Source organism: Hymenobacter daeguensis (assembly GCF_054780555.1).
The window spans coordinates 437,102-456,866 of the sequence record NZ_BAAGWC010000002.1; the positions used below are offsets into that span (position 1 = coordinate 437,102).

The following is a 19,765-nucleotide window of genomic DNA, read 5'->3' on the forward strand; positions in this document are numbered from 1 at the left end:
TTTGCGCCCCGGCCAAAGACACCTTTGGCCGGGGCTTTGCGTTTACGTCTTTTTAGCCCGCTCCTCCCACCCACGTCATGTCCCTTCTGTTCAACGATTTTGCCTCCTGGCAAGCGCAGTGCGCCACCACCGGCGAGCCCCTGTACCAGCCCGTGCTCGATTACGAGATTGAGCAGAAAGGCCGCACCGAAGATGAAATCTGGGCCGGCCTGCAACGGGCCTACGACGTGATGCGCGATGCGGTGAAGGAAGGCCTGACCGGCAACATGACCTCGCGCTCGGGCATGATAAACAACGGAGCCAAGAAAATTGCCGCCTCGCCCGTTACCGTGCTCTCGCCCGAGTTCAAGCAGCTTATTACCCGGGCGTTGGGGGCCAAGGAGGTGAACTCCTGCATGGGCCGCGTGGTGGCCGCGCCCACGGCCGGCGCTTCGGGCATCCTGCCCGGCGTGCTCGTCACCCTGCAGGATTTGCACAAGCTCTCCGACCGCAGCATTCTGGAAGGGCTGCTGGTAGCGGCCGGCATTGCCCTCATCATCGAGCAGAATGCCTCGCTGGCCGGGGCTGTGGGCGGCTGCCAGGCCGAAACCGGCTCGGCGGCGGCGATGGGCAGCGGGGCCATTGTGTATTGCCTGGGCGGGCCCGTCGAGCAGGTGTTTGCCGCCGTGGCCGTCACCATTCAGTGCATGCTGGGCCTGATATGCGACCCCGTGGCCGGCCTGGTGGAAGTGCCCTGCGTGGTGCGCAACGCTTCGGCCGCTGCCATTGCCTTCAGCTCGGCCCAGATTGCCATCGCGGGCATCGACCCCGTCATTCCCGTCGACCAGTGCGTGGCCGCCCTCGGCGAAGTGGGCCAGAGCATGGAAACCCGCTACAAGGAAACCGCCCTCGGCGGCCTGGCCAATACCACGCGCGGCAAGGAAATCGAAAAGATGGTGCTAGTGCAGGATGTGAACATTCTGCCCGATGAGGGCGAGTGAGTCAGGAGTTCAACTTTTAACTCCCAATTAAAAAAAAAGCCCCGCTGGCATTGCCAGCGGGGCTTTTCAATGAGCGGCTATTCGCTACTCGCGCACGATGCGACGTACGTCCGAGCCACCTTCGGTGGTGGTGCGGAGCAGGTACACACCGCGGGCAGCACCCGAGAGGTCGAGCTTGGCTTCCGGCTGGCCAGGGGCCACCTGCTGCGTCAGCACCACGCGGCCGAGGGCGTCAAGCACGGTCAGCGTCACGGCTTTGGTGTAGCCGGTGAGCTGAAGCGTAAGCTTGCCGTCTGCCGTGGGGTTCGGGAACAGAGCCAGCGAAGTGCCGGCCAGCTGCTGGCCGGCGGCCGTCACCGTCAGCGGGGCCGAAGCGGCCGACTGGCAACCCGTAGCCGTGTTGATGAAGCGCACGGTGTAGATACCCGGGTTGGTCGCGCCGTTGGCCGTGTAGGTCTGGCTGGTAGCCCCCGTAATAATCTGCCCGCCTACGTACCACTGGTAGGTGGTGCCGGCCGGCGCCACGCTGCTGGTGAAAAGCACCGTGCTGCGCGTGGGGTAGGTGTAGGTGTACGTCGGCGTGGCCGGCAGCGCGTTGATGGTCACCGTAGCCGTGCTGGTTACGGCGGCACAGCCGCCGCTGGCCGCTACCGTGTTGGTCACGGTGTAGGTACCGGCCGTGGAGGTGGCCGGGTTCACTGCGCCCGTCGTGGCGTTGATGGTCAGGCCCGTGGTCGAGGTGTAGGTGCCGGCCGTGGCGCCCGTGCCCAGCGTGGGCGTAAGCAGCGTAGCCGAACCCGCGCAGGCGCTGGCCGAAGCGTAGCTGAACGCCGCCAGCGGAGCTGCCGTGATGGTTACCGACTGCGTGCTGGTGCTGGAGCAGGCGCCGGCCACGCTGTAGGTCACAGTGTAGGTGCCGGGCGTGGACGAAGCCAGCGTGATGGCACCCGTCGTGGCGTTGATGGTCAGGCCCGTGGTCGAGGTGAACGTGCCGCCGGCGGTGCCGGTCACGGTAGCTACCGGCGCCGTGGTGCCGCTCACGCAGAACGTTGTGCCGGCGTAGCTGAACGTGGCCGACGTAGCCGGCGTGATGGTTACCGACTGCGTCGTGGTCAGGGCCGGGCAGGTGGCCGTGGCGGGCAGCGTGTTGGTCACGGTGTAGGTGCCGGCCGTGCTGGTGCCGGGCGTGATGGCGCCCGTCGTGGCGTCAATGGTCAGGCCGGTGGTCGAGGTGAAGGTGCCGGCCGTGGCGCCCGTAGCCAGCGTAGCAGCCACGGTGCCGGTAGCCCCGGCACAGATGGTGGCCGTGGGATAAGAGAACGTCGCCGAACGCGTGCCCGAGGTGATGGTCACCGGCGCCAGCGCGTTGTTGGCGGGGTTGTCATCGCCAACTACCGAAGCCGTCACAACTGCGCTGTAGGTGCCCAGCACGCTCAGGTTGGCGGTGGTGGCGAAGGTGACGGTCTGGCTGGCCCCGGCGGCCAGGGTGCCGGTGTTTACCACCGTAGTGAACGTCTGGGCCGCACCGCCGGCCGTGGGCGTGATGGTCACGGTCACGGTTACGGGGGTGGTGGCGAAGTTCAGTGCGGCCGTCGAGGAGTTGGTGATGCTGGCCGTCACGGTTTCGGTAGTGCCAAAGCAGGTGCTGTTGGCCACCGGGGCCGTCAGGGCCGCCACGCTCACATCGAGGTTCGCTGCAAATTCATCGGCCCCGATGTCGGGGCGCGTCGTGCTGCGGGTATCACCGTCGAAGTCGGTGGTAATGCCTGCGATGGGCGTACCGGCGCCGTTCAGCGCCAGGCCGGCCGGAATTGCCACGTGCAGGTCGGTGGCCGAAACAAACGGCGAAGCGGTCAGCACGAGCGAGGTGCCCGGCGTGGTAGCCGTAGTGGGCACATCCTGGCCGGTTTCGGCGCTCAGGGCGGCCAGCGTCAGGCGGGTAGTGCCGCTGGATAAGCCACCGGTCAGGCCCGTATAGAACGTGGAGCCCGTGCCCACGAAGAAAGCGTTGTTGCTCGAAGTCAGGCCCGTGTAGCTGCCGGTGGTGCTGGAGTACGCCAGGCCCAGGGCCACGCTGCTGCCGCCCGTCGACTGGGTGTTGGCCAGCACGTTGTTGCGGATTTCCACCGTTGGCGTGGTGCCGCCAATGGCCAGCGCAAAGCTGGGCTGGCTGCCCCCGGTCTGGGTGCCGGCCATGCTCACCGAGTTGTCGAGTACGCGGGTGATGCCGCCCCCGGTTGCTCCGGCTACGTAGATGCCCGCGCCGAAGTCACTGACCGTGCCGTTGCTCGATACGCCGGCCACGAAGTTGTTCGCCAGCGTGTTGGTGCCCGTCGTGGCCGTGGCCACCCCAATGCCAATGGCAGAGTAGGTGTTGGTCTGCTGCACGGTGCCAATGTAGTTGCGGCTCACCGTAGCGTTGGTCGTTTCCGAGCCGGTCGTGGTGCTGTTCGAATACGACAGGCCAAAGCCGAGGCTGATGCCAACAGCATCGGCCGTGCCCGCATAGGTAATGTTGTCGATGGTGTTCTGGGTAATCTGCACGCTGTTGTCGAACGAGGACAGGATGCCGCCCCGGGTGAGGGCACCGGCGCTGGCCGTCGCGTTCAGGTCGTTCTGCGTGATGACGTTGTTCTGGTTTTTCAGCCCGATGGCTCCACCCAGCGAGGCGATGCCCACCTGCGTGCCGCGCACGGCGCAGTTCTGCACCGTGTTGTTGGTGTACTGGTTCACGGTGGTGGCGTTGCTCACGCCTTGCAGCGTGATGCCATACAGCGTGGCGGCCGTGGCGGCCGTCGTAGCGCCCACGGCCACCAGGTTTTTGATGGTGTTGAAGGTCGCGCCGTCGTTGGTGAACTGTGCGAACTGCTGCACCACCACGCTGGTAGTGCCCGTGTTCGTGTTCGTGATGGTCAGGTCGCGGCTCGGGCGCGCGTCGGTGGCCGAAATGGTCCCGCCCAGCGTGCCGTCAATGGTCACGTAGTCGCTGGCCAGCAGCTGCAGAATAGCCGTTGCGTTCGAGCCCGTAATGGCCACGGCTGTAGTGCCGGTAGCGTTGCTGGGCTTGATGGTGAGCGTGTTGGTGGCCGAGGCATCCGCGTTGTTGAGGATGGCAATCGGGAACGTCTCGGCGGTCGAGTACGTGGGGTCCAGCAGCAGGAAGGTAACCGCCCCGCCCAGGCCCGACGTATTGTAGGCCGTCACCGCCGCCGTGAGGGTGGCATAAGTGCGGGCCGGCACCGGCGAGGTAGCCGAGTTGGCGCTTACGTAGTAGGTGCCGCTCAGCGAAGGCAGCACGGTGTAGGTGTACACCACCGACGGAGCCGTGGCCCCGTTGCCGCCGGTGGGGTTGGTGCTGGCGTTGCCCGGCACATCCTGCGCCGCTACGTAGTAGTTTATTACATCGCCGGCCGCTACCCCGCCCACCAGCGAATAGTCGAAGGTGAAGGTGTAGGTAGAACCCGCTACCGTGGGTACCGCCGAGGCAACGAAGGCGCCCGTGGTGCCCTTGCGGAAGTACAGGCGCGGCGCGTTGGTGCCCGTGGCCACCCCGCTCGGGTCGGTGATGGTCACCGTCAGGGTGCGGCTGGTGGTGCTGGCGGCGCTACCGCCCAGGCCCGTGATGCTGATAATGGGCCCGGTCACGTCCGAAAGCAGGAAGCTGCCCTCATCGGCCCCGATGTCGGGAGTCGTGGTGTTGCGGGTATCGCCGTCGAAGTCGGTGGTGATGCCGCCGAACGGCTGCCCGCCGCTCTCGGCCTGGGTGGCGGCACCCGCCGTCAGGTGCAGGAAGGTGGCGCTGGTGCCGGTGGTGCTGGCAAAGGGCGTGGCCGCTTCCGTTACCGAGTTGGCTTCGCGGTTCAGCAGGAAGGCCTTGTAGGCGGCCAGGGTCTGCTGGGCGTTGGTCTGGGTCGTGGTGCCTTCCACGTAAATGAGGTTCGTGGCCGAAGGCGTGCCGGCGTAGTACAGGTTGTTGTTGCCGAACAGGTTGGCGGGCAGCGTGCCGGCCGTGCCGCTGATGCGGCGAATGGCTGCGGCCGAACCGCCCGTGCCTACGGGCGTGCTCAGGTTCACCACAATGTTGTTGAACAGGTTCAGGCCCGCCGTCAGCGAGTTCAGGTAGATGCCCTGGGTGCCGAAGGTGGCGCCGCTGCTGGTGCCGTCGAGGCGAATGGTGTTGAAGGCCACGTTGTTGGTGGTGCCGCCGCCAATCAGCACGCCCGAAACGGCCACCAGGCTGGTGGAGGTCGAGGCCTGCAGGTCGCCAATCAGGTTATTGCTGACGTTGTTGGTGGTGCCGCCCGTGAGCCAGATGCCGGTGCTGATGTTAGCCACGCCGCTGCCGGCCACCAGCGTGTACAGCTTGTTGCGGCTGATGGTGGTGGTGGTGCCGGCCGAAACCAGAATACCCGCCACGTTCGAAGCCACACTGGTCGAGGAGCCCACGCCCGTGATGTTGCTGATGGTGTTGCCCACAATGTTCACCACCCCGCTCGAAGCACTCGAGATGCCGAACGAGTAGCCCCCCGTGGTGCTGATGTTTACCGAGATAGGACCGGCGGCCGAGCCAATGACGTTGCCCGTGGTGGTGCCAATGTTGGCATCGCCGGAGCTCACGTAAATCCCCGATACCACGCCGTAGGTGGTAGATGCGCCGCTGCTGCTCAGCCAGCTGATGTTGGCAATGGTATTGCCCTGCACGCTGGGCGCTGTGCCGGCGGCAATGGTGCCCGAGGTGCTGAGGTAGATGCCCGAGAAGCGGAACGCTGCCGCCGTGCCGTTGGCCGTCAGCGCCGTGCCGCCCGCGCTTGGGGCCGAGCCCCCGATGAAGTTGCCCGAAATAACCTGGCCGATGCCCCCAACGGCGTAGATGCCATACATGGTGCCGGCCGTGCTGGTGCGCGCGGCCGTCTGGTAAATGCTGTTGCCGGTGATGTTCCAGCCCGCGCCGGCCGTACTCATGTAGATGCCGTAGGAGCTGCCTGCCGACAGGTAGAAGTTCGACAGGTTGTTGCCGATGATGCTGTTGCGGCTGTTCAGCGAGCTGCCCGAGTAAATCAGGGTTACGGGCGTGGTGGCACCGTCGCGGATGTTGTTGTACTGCACCACGTTGTCGCTGTTGCCGAGCGTAGTGGTGGTGCCCGTGAAGTTCACGTTCGGGTACAGCGACACGTTGTTGCCCACCCCGATAATCTGGGTGTGCTGCACCGTGTTGAAGGTGGCGTCGCTGGTGAACTGCAGCGGAATGCCGCTGGTGCTGGTGCTGGCAATGGTGAGGTCGGTGGCCAGTGCCGCGCCGCTCACCGTGCTGCCCGAGCCGCCGGGGCGCCCGTCAATAATCAGGTATTTGCCGCCGAAGATGTTCATCACCGCGCCGGCTACCGTGCTGGTAATGCTCAGGTTGGTGGCGCCGGCTGCCGGGCGCACGGTCACGGTGTTGGTGGCCGTGCTGCCAGTGTAGTTATACACCAGCGGGAAGGTTTCAACGGTGCTCACGTAAGCCGCTTGCAGCTCCAGCACCAGCGGGCCGCACAGGCCATTGATGGAAACCGCCGAGAACGCCGCCGTGAGGGAGGCATAGTCGGCCGTCGCGCCGGGGCCTACCGATTTCGTGCCGCAAATCGGCACGGCCGCCGCCGTGGTAACCGTCACGGTGCCGTTGGTCGATACGCCGCCGGCTTCGTTGTTGGCCGTTACGCGGTAGTAGTAGGTGGTGCCGGGCAGCAGGCCGGTTTGGGCAAACGTAACCGTGCCGCCCGTCGCGGCAGTCGTCGTCGAGGGCGCGGTGCCCACCACGGCAAACGTGGTGTTGTCCGTGGAGCGGGAAACCGTGAAGTAGGTTTCGTTGGTCGAGTTGTCGGTAATCACCAGGTTCAGGCTGGCCTGGCCCACGGCAGCAGTAGCCACGCCGGGCGCGGCGGGCGTGCCCGAAGTCGGCGTGAAGGTGAAGACCGTGCGCGAGCCGTCGGCCGTCGAGCTCAGCACCGGCACCACGGCGTTGGCCGGGAGCGTCGAAGTCGTGGCCGAAGTAGCCGTGGCATCGTAGGTGGGCGTAGCAACAAAGTTGGTAACCACCCCAATCTGGCCGGCACTGGTGCCCGCCGAGATGAAAATGCTCCGCGAGGCCGTGGCGGTGCTGTTGTTGAACACGGTGCCGTAGCGGTACTCCACCTTGCCCGTGTTTTCTTCCAGAATGGCCTGCACCACGCTGCCCGTGCCCACCGTCGAGCTGAAGGGAATGCGCAGCGAGTTCCACTCAATAACCAGCGTGCGGTTGGTGCCCGGCACTACCTTGTAGCGGACGCCGCCGGTGGCCTGAATGGCGTTGTCGCCGCCGAAGGGCGCCAGAATAGCCGCTCCCGAAGCCGGCGAGGCGCTGCCGCCCGAAATGGCCGTGGCCCCCAGGCGCAGCTGCCCGTTGGAGTTCACGCTGAACTGCGTGTAGTTTGTGCCCATGAAGCCGAACGTGAAGCCGATGGGCAGCACCGCCGAGGCGTCGTCGTCGTGGTACGTGGCGGTTGTCAGCGCGTCCGTCGTACCCGCCGACATATCCACCAGCGAGCCGGTGGAGTTGGTGGCAAACACGTAGTTGGCAGTGCTTTGGGCTATGGCTGCTGACGTGCTCAGCAAAACCATCAGCACCATTGCCAGCCACCGGTTTAGCCGGTTACCAGGAAAAGGTGTGTGCATAAAAATGGGAAATAGGGTGGGGAAAAAAGTGAGAGAAAATAATAAAAAAAGAGGAAAAAAATTGAGGTTCGGTACTGCCGTTCTTCCGAATAGCCTGACCACCGAACAAGCATGTAAATTAAAGACAATTTTAGCTTGCGCCACCGAAAACTGCCGGCTAATCGACGGATGGACCAGGCCGAAGGCCAAACAGGTACTTCGCAGGCGGCGAATGGCGTTGGCCCGTCAGTGGCACCGGCCACGGGCGGGTGCTCACGGGGCCGGGTTTTGCACGGGGGCCATGGTCAGGCGCATCAGGTACTCCAGGGCCGGCCAGTAGAGGCTGCGCAGCTCCTGGTACTGCCGCCAGGCGGCGGCGCGGTCGGGCAGCAGGGGCAGGCCGTGCTCCGCCAGCTCCTGGCAGGCGCGGTCAAAATCGGCCCGGCTGGTGGTTTCGCGCGCGTCCTCGGGCAGCAGCGCTGTTGGTTCGGCGTCGGCTTTGCTGTTGAAGAAGCGGTACACCCGGTTCAGGGCCAGGCAGCCGGCCTTGAAGGTAAGCTGGGCCTGCCGGGGCCGGGGCGCATCCACGGCCGCAAAGAGCAGGGCGGCCGCGTCCAGAATCAGCCCGCCGCTGCTCACCCAGGAGCGGCCCGGCTGCGGCGAGCGGAAAAACGAGAGAATGGGCAGCGAAGTGTGGCTTTCCTCAATCTCGACAAACCACCGCTCCCAGTCGGCCCACTGCGGGTCGTCGTTCTGCACCGAGCCGTCGTGGTTGAGCCAGCCCAGCAGGCAGGCGGCCGTGGGCGGGGTGCCGGCCCGCAGCTCCAGCAGCGCCACGGTGGTTTCGCGCCGCGCAAACGCCTGGTAGATGGTGGGCAGGTAGGAGAGCAGCAGCGTGAGCAGCAGCAGGCCCAGCAGGGCCTCGGAGTAGGTGAGAAACCCGGCCGCGACGCTGAAATCATCAATCGTACCCAGCGTGAGCAGCGAGCTGCCGCTGAGCTGGTAGCAGTGCAGCCAGGTGCCTTCGCCCACGGCCCAGTACATGGCGGTGTAGCCCAGGCTCACCAGGGCCTCCCACGCCACGGGCAGCGCCACCAAGGCCACTGGGGCGTAGTGGGCCATTAGCCGGTCGCGGCGCTCATACGAGCTGGAGTGCTTCGCCGCGAAGCGGAAAAAGACGCGAATGCCCATAAACACCCACACGTTCAGCCGCACGACCTCGTTGCGCGGCAGCACAAACGAGCGAATAGCCGATGAGAGCGTGGTGATGACCAGCACAATGCCACCGAGGCCCGCAAGCACGCGCAGAGCAATCAACAAAGCGTCAGGCATAGTCAGCAAAAAGCCCTGATACGAGCAATCAGTGCGAAACGCTGAACCAGCGCTGCTTACGTAAGCGCCGGGCTAGCCAGGGTAATGGGAATATTTTTTGACTTTGTTAATATTGATTAAGATTATTTGATTTAATATTACAAGAATTAATAAATATTATTTCAAAACACGCCGCGTTTGTTCATCCTCATTACCAACCCGCTTCCTCGCCATGATTTCAGCAACTAATTCCGGAATTAAGGTGGCGGTGCTGGGCGGCGGTGTGGCCGGCATGAGCGCCGCGCACGAGCTGGCCGAGCGCGGGTTTTCGGTGGACGTATACGAGCGCCAGCCGCATTACGTGGGCGGCAAGGCGCGCTCCGTGAGCGTGCCCGACACCGGCACCGATGGCCGGCCCGACCTGCCGGGCGAGCACGGCTTCCGGTTCTTCCCCGGCTTCTACAAGCACATTACCGATACGATGAAGCGCATTCCCTACGGCACCAATCCGCAGGGCGTGTTCGACAACCTGGTGGCCTCGCAGCGGGCCCTGATGGCGCGGTTTCACAAGCCGGCCCTGGAAACGCTGGTGAACTTCCCGAAAAGCCTCGCCGACCTCAAAACCATCATGCACGATTTGATGGCGGGCAATACCGGCCTGACTCACAGCGATATTGAGCTGTTTGCGCACAGTTTGTGGCGCATTCTCACGTCCAGCTACGAGCGGCGGCAGCAGGTGTACGAGCGCATGAACTGGTGGCAGTTTATGCAAACCGATGAGCAGCGCCGCCGCGATGGGGTGGCCGAAGGGGCCATTTCGCCCTACGAAACCTACTGCGTGGGCGGCCTCACGCACTCGCTGGTGGCGGCCCAGCCCAAGCTGATGAGCGTGAAAACGGGCGGCGACATCCTGCTGCAGCTGCTGCTGCTCATGGCCGACCCCACCGCCCACACCGACCGGGTGCTCAACGGCCCCACCAACGAGGTATGGCTCAACCCCTGGCTCACGCACCTGACCACTACGCTGGGCGTGCGCTACCATCAGCAGCGCTACGTCACGCGCTTCGACTGCGACCCGGATACCCGCCGCATCACGGGGGCCTACGTGCGCCGAAATGTGGGCGACCCCGAGGAGCGCATCGAGGCCGACTACTACGTGGCCGCCGTGCCGGTCGAGCGCATGACCGAGCTCATCAACGACGACATGCTGCAGGTGGACGGCACGCTGGGCTTCATCAAAGTGCTGGCCAGCGAGGATACGAAGGCGCTGAACTGGATGAATGGCGTTCAGTTCTACCTGAACGTGGACGTGCCGCTGACGCCCGGCCACATCATCTGCCTCGACTCGCCGTGGGCGCTGACCGGAATTTCGCAGGCCCAGTTCTGGCCGCAGCACCCGCTGGCCGGCTACGGCAATGGCCAGGTGAAAGGCCTGATTTCGATAGACGTGAGCAACTGGTTTGAGCCGGGGCTGGGCCCGAAGGGTAAGATGGCCAAAGAGTGTACCCTGGAAGAAGTGGAGCAGGAAGTGTGGGAGCAGCTCAAGCGAAGCCTGACCCACGAGGACGGCTCGCCGATGCTGACCGATGCCATGCGCGCCGCAATACCCCGGAATTACTACATCGATACGGACATTGAGCCCGACACCCACCAGGCCACGCCGCCGCCCATCAAAAGCCCTTTTGTGGCCGAGCACAACACCGAGCCGCTGCTCGTGAACACGGCCAACTCCTGGAGCCTGCGTCCGGCCAGCTTTTGCGGCATCGAAAACCTGTTTCTGGCCTCCGACTACGTGCGTACCAACACCGACCTGGCCACCATGGAAGGCGCCAACGAAGCCGCCCGCCGCGCCGTCAACGGCATCATTGCGGCCAGCGGGAGCGGGGCCCCGTTCTGCAAAATCTGGAAGCTGCACGAGCCCGACGTGCTGGCGCTGCTGCGCTGGCGCGACCGCCGCCGCTTCGCCAAAGGCCTGCCCTGGACCGACCCGCTGGACCACCCGCTCACCCGGCTGGCGCACGAGGTCAGCTACTGGTGGCAGCGCCGCCGCAAGAAGCGCAGCTGACCTGGCAAGAATGGTCATGCTTCGACGGCGCAATCGCATCGGCCTGACGGCCAACCAGAAACCAGCAACCAGAAACCCATCAGCACGATGCTTGGCGTCATCATCAATCTCAAAGACTATACCCCCTTCGAGCACATTTGCTTTGCGCTGGGCTGCCTGCTGTGGGTGGTGGTGTATGTGTTCACCATTCGCACCATTCGCACGAGGCAATTTGTTGATATTGCCCTTATCTCGGTGTGTGCCAACATCTCCTGGGAGTTTCTGTGGAGCTGGGTGTTCACCACCGACATGGGCGCGCTCTACGTGTGGGGCTACCGCATCTGGTTTTTTCTGGACTGCTACATCGTGTACGGCCTGTTTCGGTTCGGCTACAAGCAAATCCTGATTCCGGCCCTGCGGCAGCGGGCGCAGCTGGCCACCGTGTGCGGCATCATCGGCTGGGGCGTGATGCTGTATTTCTACATCAAAAACTACGACGCGCCCATCAGCCACATGGGGGCATACTCGGGCTACATCCTCAGCATTCTCATGGGCATGCTCTACCTCACGCTGTTCCTGAGCATGAACGACCTGAGCCTGTTTTCCTACGCTTCGGTGTGGTGCGCGGGCATCGGCAACCTAGGCGTCACGCTGTTCTGCTTCTCGCATTTCACCGACTGGTTTCTGCTGTCGATGTGCGTCTTCACCACGCTGCTGAATGCGACGTACATCCTGGTATTCAGCCTGCGGCGCCGCCAGCAGCCCGTGGCTGCCCCGCAGCTGGCCGCTGCATGAGCGCCGCCACGTTTTGGGAGCGGTACCTCTGGTATCCGCTCGGGTTTCGGGGCCTGAGCCCCGACGAGTTCAAGAAGCGCACCACGGCGGTGCGGCTGGCCCTGTTCACCATGCTGGCCGCCATCCCGTACTCGCTGATATACGCGTGGCTGGGCTTCCCGCTGGCGCCGCGCGCCACGTTCATCTACATCGGCTTTTCGCTGGGCAATCTGCTGGTCTTGTTCCTGACCAAGAACTACTCGCTGTTCACCACGGCCCAGCTGGTGGCCATCATTCTGAACCCCATCATGGCGCACATCGCCATCGGGGGCTTTGTCGATAGCAGCGCCATCATCCTGTCGGGCATCCTGAGCCCGCTGGGCGCGCTGATGTTTACCAACCACCGCACGGCGCGCATCTACTTTCTGCTGTTCGTGGCCGATGTCATCGTGGCCGGGGTCTGGGATTATTTCAACGTGAGCGGGCCGCCCAGGCTGCCCAAGGGCGTGCTCATCGTCAGCTTCGTGTCGAATCTGGTCATCATCTGCGGCATCGTGTACCTGCTGATTGAGGACGTGCTGCAAAAGAAAGAAGATGCCCAGCAAGAGCTGCGGGCATCGCTCCACGAGCTGCGCACCACCCAAACCCAGCTCATTCAGCGCGAGAAAATGGCCAGCCTGGGCGAGCTCACGGCCGGCATCGCCCACGAGATTCAGAACCCGCTCAACTTCGTCACCAACTTCTCCGACGTGGGCACCGAACTGTGCGAAGAAGCCCTCGACCTGCTCGTGCCGCCCACCCTGCACCCCGCCGCAAAAGCCGAGCTCACCGACCTGCTGCGCGACCTCGCCAGCAACCAGACCAGGATTGCCGAGCACGGCCGCCGCGCCGCCGGCATCGTGCGCAGCATGCTGGAGCACAGCCGCACCAGCACCGGCGAGCGCCGCCCCACCGACCTCAACGCCCTGTGCGACGAGTACCTGCAGCTGGCTTACCACGGCCTCAAAGCCAAAGACACCACCTTCCACGCCGAGCTTCAAACCGATTTTGCCCGAAGCCTGCCCCACCTCGAAGCCGTGGCCCAGGACCTGGGCCGCGTCATGCTGAACCTGTTTGTCAATGCTTTCTACACCGTTCAGCAGCGCCGGAAGCAGGAGGGGGCATCGTACCAGCCAGTGGTGCAGGTAAGCACCCGGCAGGTAGGCAGTGAGGTGGAAATCAGCGTGCGCGACAACGGCATGGGCATGAGCGAGGCCGTGCGCCAGAAGATTTTCCAGCCCTTTTTCACCACCAAGCCCACCGGCGAAGGCACCGGCCTGGGCCTGTCGCTGAGCTACGACATCATCACCAAAGGCCACGGCGGCACCCTCCGCGCCGAGAGCCAGCCCGGCAAAGGCACCGAGATGGTGGTGACGCTGCCACTGTAGTATCTATTGCCCGCCTGTCATCCTTAGCAGAGCGCAGGATGACAGGCGGGCAAGACGCATTACTGCTCCTTCCGTGCCTTCCACAGCTCCCGGAATGAGGGGCCGGCAATGTGCAGGCTTTCGCGCCGCTTGCTCCAGCCCACCTGGCCCAGCAGGCGGCCCAGGCTCCAGTCCTTCATTCTGGCGGGCAGAATGTCCAGCGCCCAGCGGTGCTGCATGCTCCATTTCCACAGGCCGATGGCCACTTTTTCCTCCGTCGGCGCGTAGCCTTCCTCCACGCTCTGCTGGCGGTTGAGCAGCAAGAGGCTGTGCAGCGGAATGCGAACCGGGCACACCGTGGTGCAGGCCCCGCACAGGCTGCTGGCGTAGCTCAGGTGCTTGTGCTCGGGCAGGCCCGAAAGGTGCGGGCTGATGACCGAGCCGATGGGGCCGGAATAGGTGGTTTCGTAGGTGTGCCCGCCGATGTTCTTGTACACCGGGCACACATTCAGGCACGCGCCGCAGCGGATGCAGCGCAGGGCGGCGCGCTTGTCGGGCTGGGCCAGCAGGTTGGTGCGGCCGTTGTCGAGCAGAATGACCACCATTTCTTCCGGGCCGTCCACCTCGTCGGGCTGGCGCGGGCCGAAGTACACCGTGTTGTACACCGTCACCTGCTGGCCCGTGCCACTGGTGCTGAGCAGGGGCCAGAACAGGTCCAAATCCGTGAGCTGCGGAATCACTTTCTCGATGCCGACAATGGCAATGTGCAGCTTCGGGAAAGTGGCCGAGAGGCGGGCGTTGCCCTCGTTCTCGGTCACGGCAATGCCGCCTTCCCTGGCAATGAGGAAGTTGCCGCCGGTCACGCCCACCTCGGCGCTGGTGTACTTGCTGCGGAGCAGGTGCCGGGCTGTGAGCACCAGCGTTTGGGCGTCGTCGGTGGGCTCGATGCCGAGGTGCTTCACGAAAATATCGGCGATGTCGGCCTTGCTCAGGTGCATGGCCGGCGTCACGATGTGGTAGGGCCGCTCGCCGTTCAGCTGCACGATGTACTCGCCCAGGTCCGTCTCCACCGACTCGATGCCCTGCGTGGCGAGGTACTTGTTGAGGTGAATTTCCTCGGTGGTCATGCTCTTGGCCTTCACCACGGTTTTGGTGTGGCGGGCGGCCGTCAGCTTGCCGATTTCGGCCAGCGCCTCGGCCGCATCGCGCGCCCAGATTACGCGCCCGCCCCGGGCCGTAAATGCGGTTTCGAACTGCAGCAGGTACTCGTCCAGCTTTTCCAGCACGCTGGCTTTGAGGTAGGCGCCCCGGTCGCGGGCCAGCTCGTGCTCGTGGTAGAGCTTCAGGCCCGCGCTCACGGCCGCGTCGTACTTGCCGATGTTGAAGCGGATTTTGCGGCGGTGCTCGCGGTCGAAGGCTTTGCGCTCGGCGTCGAGCTGAAACTGGGCGGCTTTGGGGGCGTTGGTCATGGCTTGTTCGAATCAACAACGATGCGGCCGTCGCGGTTGGCCAGCACCCAGGCGGTGTGGAAAACCAGCTGCGCCCGCTCGGCTAATTTATCAAACTCGATTTTCTCCACGTCGTCGGTGGCCTTGTGGTAGTCGGCGTGCTCGCCGGTGGTGTAGAAGATGACCGGGATTTTGCGCCGCGCAAAGTTGTAGTGGTCCGAGCGGTAGTAGATGTGCTCCGGCTCGCCGGGCACGTTGAAGCGGTAGTCCAACTCCAGCCTAGTATAGTCGCGGTTGGCCGCCTCGTTGATGGCGTGCAGCTCCGACGAGAGCTTGTCCGAGCCCACAATGTCCACGAAGTGTTTCTTCGGGCTGTGCTTGCGGTCGGTGCGGCCCACCATGTCGATGTTGAGGTCGGCAACGGTCTGGGCCAGTGGTACAACCGGGTGCGCCGTATAGTATTCCGAGCCAAAAAGGCCTTCTTCCTCCGCCGTCATCAGCACAAACAGGATGCTGCGGCGCGGGCCGTGCCCTTCCCGCTTGGCCTGGGCAAACGCCTGGGCAATCTGCAGCACCGCCACCGTGCCCGAGCCATCGTCGTCGGCGCCGTTGTAAATGGTGTCGTGCTTCACGCCCAGGTGGTCGTAGTGGGCCGAAATCACCAGCACTTCGTCCTTTTTATCCGTGCCTTCGAGGTAGCCGAGCACGTTTTCGGTGGTGAGCTGCTCGTTTTGCTGCGGCAGGAAAAGGGTGGCCGTTGGCGGCTGAAACTGCGGCCGCACCGGCCGGCCGGCGTCGCCCACGGCCCGCACGTAGCCAATCAGGCCGGCCATGGTGGTGCCGGTCAGGGCCAGCCCGAGGTCCTGCGAGGTCAGGTACACGCCAATGCCCGGCGGAATGTTCTCGGCCACCGTGTCGATGATTTCCGGCCCCGGCTCGGGCAAGGAAAATGCCGGGTCGTGCAGCGGCCCCGAAAACTGCTCCGCCTCTTTCCGAAAGGCCGCCGTGGGCGCAAACGTGACCAGGAAAATGCTGCGGGCGCCGTGGGCCTTGGCCAGCGCCGCCTTGCGCAGGCCCGAGTCCCAGTAGTCGGGCTTGCGGCCCAGCGCGGGCAGCAGCTTGCGGCCCCGGTCGTCCTGCGGCTCGCCCATCAGGGCCACCACGTCCTTGCCCTGCACATCGAGCCCGGCATAGTCCGAATACGCGCCCTGCTCCACGCCAAACCCCACAAAGACCGGCTGCGACACCGTTTCGGTTTGAAAGGGCGAAGCCATGGGCCCGTAGCTGAAAAAGTCGCTCAGCCACTCGTAGCGCTGGCCGTTCACCTTCAGGTAGCCGCCCTCGGCGTAGCTGCCCTTCGTAAGCTGAAAGTGCTGCAGATACGGGTTGTCGCTGCCCGTCACGGGCCCTTGCAGGCCAATTTCCGCAAACTGCTTCACCAGGTATTCGGCCGCCAGCTTCTGGCCCGGCTGGCCCACCTCGCGCCCCTGAAACGCATCCGACGCCACCACCGTCAGGCGCTGGCGCAGCGCTGCGGGCACAATGGTGGCGGCGTAGGTGCGCGACCAGTCCGGCGCAGCGGCGGCAGCGGCAGGCGCTGCGCTTTTGGTTTTGATTTTAACCTTGGCGGGCGCTTGCTGGGCCGCGGCGGGTGGGCCGCACACTAGGGCCAGCAGCCCGGCGAGTAGCAGTTTGTTCATAGAAGGCAAGGGGAAGAAGCGGGAGTTGCTTAGAAAATCAAAGAACGTCATGTCGAGCGCAGCCGAGACATCTCGCGTGCAGTAGTAAACTCCAACGAAAGAATTACCACCACACGCGAGACGTCTCAGCTGCGCTCGACATGACGTTCGTGCGAGCCAATCAATTAGGCGTTACGGCTTGTTCGAGTCGACCGCAATGCGGCCGTCGCGGTTGGCCAGCTCCCAGGCCAGGTGGAACACCAGCCGGGCGCGCTTCTCCATTTTCTCGAACTCGATTTTCTCGATTTCGTCGCTCTGCTGGTGGTAGTCGGCGTGCACGCCGTTGAAGAAGAAAGCCACCGGCACCTTGTTCACCGCGAAGTTGTAGTGGTCGGAGCGGTAGTAGAAGCGGTTCGGGTCGGCCGGGTCGTCGAAGCGGTAGTCCAGGTTGAGCTTCGTGTACCGGTTGTTCACGTCCTCATCAATCATCTTCAGCTCCGAGGCCAGCTTGTCGGACCCGATGACGTACACGTAGTCCGGCTTGCCTTCGTGCTCCACGTCGGTGCGCCCAATCATGTCCACGTTCAGGTCGGCCTCCGTGTTGGCCAGCGGAAACACCGGGTGCTTGGAGTAATACTCCGAGCCGAACAAGCCCTTTTCCTCGCCCGTCACGCTCAGAAACAGCAGGCTGCGGCGCGGGCCGTGCCCGTCCTTTTTGGCCTGGGCAAAGGCCTCGGCCATCGTCACAATGGCCGACGTGCCCGAGCCGTCGTCATCGGCCCCGTTGAACACCTGCCCGTCGTGCATGCCAAGGTGGTCGTGGTGGGCCGAGATGACGATGACGTCCTCCTTCTTGTCGGTGCCTTCGATGAAGCCGAGCACGTTCTCGGTATCCAGCGGCGTGCGCTTGCGCTCCGCCTTAAGCTGCATCGGCACCACCTTAAACGAGGCCGCCACCGGCTGCTTCGTCGCATTGATTTTGGCCAGATACGCCTGCATGGCCGCCTCTTTCGTGCCCAGTAGCTGCAGGCCCACCGCCGGCGAGATAAAGAAAGCCGGCGTGCGGCTGGGCTTGTCGCCGCTCACCATCACCGTGGCGGGCCGGCTGATGTAGGGGGCCATCCGGGCCGTTTGCTTGGCGAAGTTGCTGGTGGGGTTGAAGCCCACGAAAAACACCGTGCGCGCGCCTTTCTGAGCAGCTAGCTGGGCCTTGGCGCGGTAGTCGTTGCCCCATTTCGTGGGCGCGCCGTCGGCGCTGAGCAGGGCCTTGCCGCCTTCGCCGGTAGGCTCGCCCAGCAGCACCAGCAGGTCCTTGCCTTTCACGTCCACCCCGGCGTAGTCGGAATAGCCGGGCTGCTCGATGCCGTAGCCCACAAAAACCGGCTTCACGGTGGTTTCCTGGGCGAAGGGCGAGTCGTTCAGGCCATAGAAATCGGTCAGCCAGGCGTAGCTGGTTTTGCCCACTTTCAGCGTAGCGCCGTCGGCCCAGGTCACCTGCTCCACGTTGAAGTGCTGCTGGTACGGGTCTTCAGCTTTCAGCGGGCCGGTGAGGCCGGCATTTTTGAACTGCTCGGCAATGTAGGCGGCGGCCATGTGCTGGCCCTTCATGCCGGTTTCGCGGCCTTCGTATTCGTCGGAGGCCAGCACGGCCAGGTGCTGGCGCAGGCGCCCGGCACTCACCAGCTCGGCGTATTTCACGCTTTCGTCGGTGGGCACCGTTTGCTGTCGCAGGGGAGCCTCGCGCAGTATGTCTTTGGTCGAGGTTTCGCGGGTCTTGTTTTTGACTTTGACCTTGCTTTGGGCCTGGGCCGGCGCGGCGCTGGCCAGGGCCAGCAAAGCCAGCAGGAGCGGGGTTTTATTCATGTATGTAAGGAGTGGTGGGAGTCGGATTGAACGGTGTAGAGACGCGACACTTCGCGTCTCAGCGTTGAACGATTCTGCCTGAAGATGCCTCAGGCGGGGCTGGCGCCACAACGCGAAGTGTCGCGTCTCTACATCGTTCAACGGGTGGTATTAGCTTTTCACAATCAGCACGCTGGCGTAGGCGGCCACGCCCTCTTGCCGGCCCACAAAACCTAGCTTTTCGGTGGTGGTTGCTTTGATGGACACGTCTTCTTCGGCAATGCCCATCACGGCGGCCAGCACGCGCTGCATTTCCGGAATGTGCGGGTTCACCTTGGGCCGCTCCAGGCAGATGGTCGAGTCGATGTTGCTCACCTCGTAGCCGCGCTCCCGCAGCAGCCGCATCACGCCGGCGAGCAGCTTCTTCGAATCGATGCCCTTGTACTGCGGGTCGGTGTCGGGGAAGTGGAAGCCGATGTCGCGCAGGTTGGCCGCGCCCAGCAGCGCGTCGCAGATAACGTGGATGAGCACGTCGGCATCGGAGTGGCCGAGGGCGCCGTGGGTGTGCGGCACCAGGATGCCGCCAAGCCAGAACGGCAGGCCGGGCTGCAATTGGTGAACGTCGTAGCCGAAGCCGGTTCGGATTTTCATAGGGTCAGAATATGAGCGGGCCAACGGGGCCGCCGCAAAAGTACCGGGCAGCGGCGGCATCGGCCCTGCAATGGCCGCGAAGACTTCTTTTTAAATTAATAATGGAATTAGCAGATATTATCCGACTAAAATTATTAGCTTTGCATTGCCAGTTAAATTAGTTAGCTATGCGGCCTGCCACGCACTTTTTTTCGGGGTTCGGTAAAATATCGGGGGCGGGTGTGCGTCAGGTAGAGGCGAAAAGTGCCCAGGCTGGCTGGGAACGCCAAAAAGAAAATGGAAACTTTGGGTACAGTAAAAGTTTCCGTTGTATCTTTGCGGCGTTAGTTATGGAAATCAAAGACCGAATCCTCAACCACGCGCAAAAGCTTTTCCTGCGCAACGGCATCAAAAGCGTGAGCATGGACGACATCGCCGCCGACATGGCCATGTCGAAAAAGACCCTCTATAAATGGTTCGAGAACAAGGACCAGATAGTGCTGGCCGGCATATCGAACCACCTCACCGGGGTGCAGTGCGACTGCGCCGTGGTGGCCAGCAAAGCGGCCAACGCGGTGGAAGAGATGCTGCTCCTTTCCAAGTGGGCCGATGAGCAGTTTGCCGACATTCACCCCAGCATCTTCAACGACATGAAGAAGTACCACCCCACGGCCTGGGAAATGTTTCGCTCGCACAAAAACACTTTCATTCTGGCGCAGATAACCCAGAACCTGCGCCGTGGCATGGCCGAAGGCCTCTTCCGGGCCGACCTCGACGTGGACGTGCTGGCCCGCCTCAGCCTCGCCCAGATTGAGCTGGCGTTCGACTCCGAGCTATTCCCCGCCGCGCAGTTCAGCCCCTTGCGCGTCAACCGGGTGTTCGACGAGCATTTTCTGCTGGGCGTGGCCACGCTCAAAGGCCACAAGCTCATCAACCAGTACCGGCAGGTTACTGAAGAAGAATAATCCTCTTTTCCCCGCTT

The 19,765-nt window shown here is 63.7% G+C and carries 11 protein-coding genes; 5 read left to right on the top strand and 6 right to left on the bottom strand.

What is annotated here, in order from left to right; genetic code table 11:
- Positions 1-77 precede the first annotated feature (77 nt).
- Positions 78-980 (top strand): L-serine ammonia-lyase, iron-sulfur-dependent, subunit alpha, encoded by a 903-nt coding sequence (sdaAA, locus tag ACYVHT_RS05480; protein ID WP_460548784.1) that lies wholly within the window; start codon positions 78-80, stop codon positions 978-980.
- An 84-nt stretch (positions 981-1,064) separates the two neighbouring features.
- Here sdaAA and ACYVHT_RS05485 read toward each other — a convergent pair whose 3' ends face one another.
- On the bottom strand, positions 1,065-7,670 hold the full coding sequence (locus tag ACYVHT_RS05485) for a T9SS type A sorting domain-containing protein (RefSeq protein WP_460548786.1): 6,606 nt from the start codon (positions 7,668-7,670) through the stop codon (positions 1,065-1,067).
- Positions 7,671-7,922: 252 nt separating this feature from the next.
- Positions 7,923-8,981: a hypothetical protein gene (locus tag ACYVHT_RS05490; RefSeq protein WP_460548788.1), complete on the bottom strand. Its 1,059-nt coding sequence runs from the start codon at positions 8,979-8,981 to the stop codon at positions 7,923-7,925.
- 211 nt (positions 8,982-9,192) lie between these two features.
- Between ACYVHT_RS05490 and ACYVHT_RS05495 the strand changes: the two genes are divergently transcribed.
- The 3 genes from ACYVHT_RS05495 to ACYVHT_RS05505 all read left to right on the top strand — a co-directional run bounded on the left by ACYVHT_RS05495 (position 9,193) and on the right by ACYVHT_RS05505 (position 13,205).
- Entirely contained in the window at positions 9,193-11,025 is a 1,833-nt protein-coding gene (locus ACYVHT_RS05495; protein ID WP_460548790.1) for a hydroxysqualene dehydroxylase, read from the top strand.
- Between the two features lie 87 nt (positions 11,026-11,112).
- Positions 11,113-11,799: a transmembrane-type terpene cyclase gene (locus ACYVHT_RS05500; protein ID WP_460548792.1), complete on the top strand. Its 687-nt coding sequence runs from the start codon at positions 11,113-11,115 to the stop codon at positions 11,797-11,799.
- Positions 11,796-13,205 carry a sensor histidine kinase gene (locus tag ACYVHT_RS05505; RefSeq protein WP_460548795.1) on the top strand — a complete coding sequence of 470 codons (1,410 nt, stop codon included), beginning with the start codon at positions 11,796-11,798 and terminating at the stop codon, positions 13,203-13,205. Before ACYVHT_RS05500 ends, ACYVHT_RS05505 begins: the two co-directional genes overlap by 4 nt.
- A gap of 59 nt (positions 13,206-13,264) precedes the next feature.
- On the opposite strand, the gene ACYVHT_RS05510 is transcribed toward ACYVHT_RS05505, so the two are convergent.
- From ACYVHT_RS05510 to ispF, 4 genes are all read right to left on the bottom strand, one after another.
- The gene (locus ACYVHT_RS05510; protein WP_460548797.1) at positions 13,265-14,653 is read right to left on the bottom strand and encodes a lactate utilization protein B; all 1,389 of its coding nucleotides are present in this window, start codon (positions 14,651-14,653) and stop codon (positions 13,265-13,267) included.
- A complete protein-coding gene (locus ACYVHT_RS05515) occupies positions 14,650-16,332 on the bottom strand; it encodes a M28 family peptidase (protein WP_460548799.1) in 1,683 nt (560 codons plus the stop codon). The genes ACYVHT_RS05510 and ACYVHT_RS05515 overlap by 4 nt, the downstream gene beginning before the upstream one ends.
- Positions 16,333-16,503: 171 nt before the next feature.
- Positions 16,504-18,174: a M28 family peptidase gene (locus ACYVHT_RS05520; protein WP_460548801.1), complete on the bottom strand. Its 1,671-nt coding sequence runs from the start codon at positions 18,172-18,174 to the stop codon at positions 16,504-16,506.
- Positions 18,175-18,324: 150 nt separating this feature from the next.
- Positions 18,325-18,804 carry a 2-C-methyl-D-erythritol 2,4-cyclodiphosphate synthase gene (gene ispF / locus ACYVHT_RS05525; protein ID WP_460548803.1) on the bottom strand — a complete coding sequence of 160 codons (480 nt, stop codon included), beginning with the start codon at positions 18,802-18,804 and terminating at the stop codon, positions 18,325-18,327.
- A 329-nt stretch (positions 18,805-19,133) separates the two neighbouring features.
- Here ispF and ACYVHT_RS05530 point away from each other — a divergent pair, with 329 nt between their 5' ends.
- On the top strand, positions 19,134-19,748 hold the full coding sequence (locus ACYVHT_RS05530) for a TetR/AcrR family transcriptional regulator (protein ID WP_460548805.1): 615 nt from the start codon (positions 19,134-19,136) through the stop codon (positions 19,746-19,748).
- Positions 19,749-19,765: the final 17 nt, after the last annotated feature.